The sequence below is a fragment of the Mesorhizobium sp. M5C.F.Ca.IN.020.32.2.1 genome (assembly GCF_004023105.1).
Lineage (GTDB): Bacteria > Pseudomonadota > Alphaproteobacteria > Rhizobiales > Rhizobiaceae > Mesorhizobium > Mesorhizobium wenxiniae.
In genome coordinates this window covers 1-2105 of record NZ_RZSX01000696.1, presented here as the reverse complement: position 1 = coordinate 2105, position 2105 = coordinate 1, and the positions used below count along the sequence as shown (strand labels likewise).

Genomic DNA, 2105 nt, shown 5'->3' with positions numbered 1-2105 from the left:
CGCAGGAACAGGCGCTCGACCTGACGAACCGACAGGCCCGCCGACTTGGCGAGCTGCACCGCCGACAGCGGCTCGTCGAGATGATCGGCCATCAGCTCGACGATGCGCCGCAGCTTCTCCGATTTGCCGGTCAGGTCGCGCTCGGGGCCGACGCGCTGGCGGTCTCCGGCGGAGCGGATGCGCTCGTGCTGGAACTGGTTGGCGACGCCGTTGGCGAGGCTCGAGCCGAAATCGCCGCGCACGATCTCCAGCATCAGGTCGATGGAGGTGGTACCGCCGGCGCAGGTGTAGCGCTTGCGGTCGATCTCGAAGACATTGCCGGTGCAGTTGATGTCGGGAAACCGCTCGACGAAGCCGGCGCGGTTTTCCCAGTGGATGGTGCAGCGATAGCCTTCGAGCTGGCCTGCCTCGGCGAGCAGATAGGAGCCGACCGACAGTGCGCCGAGCGCGTTGCCGCGCCGGCCCCAGCTGCGCAGCGCCGCCAGCACCTTACTCTTGCCGGGAAATTCGGTCGTCAGCCCGACCGAGACGAAAAGGATATCGACCGGCGGCAGATCGGCGACAGCGTAGTCGATCTTGAGCGGCAGGCCGTTGGAAGCCATGACGGCATCGCCGTCGGCCGACACCGTCGTCCAGCCATAGAAGTCGTGGCCGAGCAGCCGGTTGGCCGACCGGAACGTGTCGATTGCGGCGGCCAGCGAGAACATGGAAAACTTGTCGACCAGCAGGAACCCGAACTGCCGGCCGTCTTGAACAAGATCGTTCGCGACCGGCCGCTCTAGAGCGGGATGCATTTGGGTCGAGTGGGGCATCCCGCTCTATCTCTTTATTTCAGCCGCATTTATGCAACGCCAAATGATCCCACTTGGCTGCAAAATGCTCGGGGAACAGTGTGGTTCGGCAAAGCTGCGGCTTTCCAGGTTCAGAAAGACGGCCGTTTCAATCCGGCCGCGAGATAGGCAGAAGCTAGGGTGTTGGCCATCAGCATGGCAATGGTCATCGGTCCGACGCCGCCAGGCACCGGCGTGATGGCGCCGGCCATCGTCGCCGCTTCCGCATAGGCGACGTCCCCGACGAGGCGGGTCTTGCCTTCGCCCTTTTCGGGCGCCGCGATGCGGTTGATGCCGACGTCGATGACGGTGGCGCCTGATTTGACCCAGTCGCCCCTGATCATTTCAGGTCTGCCGACAGCGGCAACGAGAATGTCGGCGGTCCGCGCCAGTGCAGCCAAGTCCTTGGTGCGGCTGTGCGCAATGGTCACGGTGCAGTTGGCGGCAAGCAGAAGATTGGCCATCGGTTTGCCGACAATATTGGAGCGGCCGACGACCACCGCATTGAGCCCGGAAAGATCCTTGCCGCGCACGCGCTCGATCAGCAGCATCGAGCCGGCCGGCGTACAAGGCACGAAGGCCGCCTCCAATTCGCCGGTGCCAAGCTTGCCGACATTGATGAAGTGGAAGCCGTCGACATCCTTTTGCGGCGCGATGGTCTGGATCACCTTGCCCGCGTCGATATGGCCAGGCAGCGGAAGCTGCACCAGGATGCCGTTGATGCCGGGATCGGCGTTGAGTTCGCCGATGATATCAAGCAGTTCCTGTTCGGAGGTCTCGGCCGGCAGCGTGTGCTGGACCGAATGAAAGCCGCATTCCTTGGCGGTGCGGGATTTGGAGGCGACGTAAACCTGGCTCGCCGGATCCTCGCCGACGATGACCACTGCGAGACCGGGCTTCTGCGCGCCCTTTTCCATCAGTTCGATCGCCAAGGCCTTGACGCGCCGCACCACGTCTTCGGCGACGTTCTTTCCGTCAATCAACTCGGCCATGACACCCTCAACATCGTTCTACTTCGGGCGGCATTTTCACGAAAATCCGACCCGGCAATCCCGTCAAAGCGCCGTCTTATGCCGCTAACTCGAAACCGATGGCTTTTATTCTATCCGGCGCTCAGAAATAGCGCCGCGATCGGCTTTCGGTGAGTTCGCGAACCGCTTCGCGGAATTCGCGCAGGCTGGCTCGGATTTCTTCGATGGAGGCTTGCTGTTCGGCGGCTTTCGAAGCGTGATTTGCGTCGTCCGACGAGGCTCGGGGATAGGCGGACTGCTGCTG

The 2105-nt window shown here is 62.9% G+C and carries 2 protein-coding genes; both read right to left on the bottom strand.

The window, feature by feature from the left end; all coding sequences use genetic code 11:
* Positions 1-812, bottom strand: an 812-nt coding sequence (locus tag EOA86_RS27160; RefSeq protein WP_245497391.1) for a GlxA family transcriptional regulator, incomplete at its 3' end; no start/stop codon positions are given.
* Between the two features lie 110 nt (positions 813-922).
* Entirely contained in the window at positions 923-1822 is a 900-nt protein-coding gene (folD, locus tag EOA86_RS27155; protein WP_128344506.1) for a bifunctional methylenetetrahydrofolate dehydrogenase/methenyltetrahydrofolate cyclohydrolase FolD, read from the bottom strand.
* Between the last annotated feature and the right edge of the window lie 283 nt (positions 1823-2105).

Coding starts and splice junctions, on each gene's coding strand:
- folD (WP_128344506.1), bottom strand. CDS start 1,822: ATGGCCGAGTTGATTGACGGAAAGAACGTCGCCGAAGACGTGGTGCGG.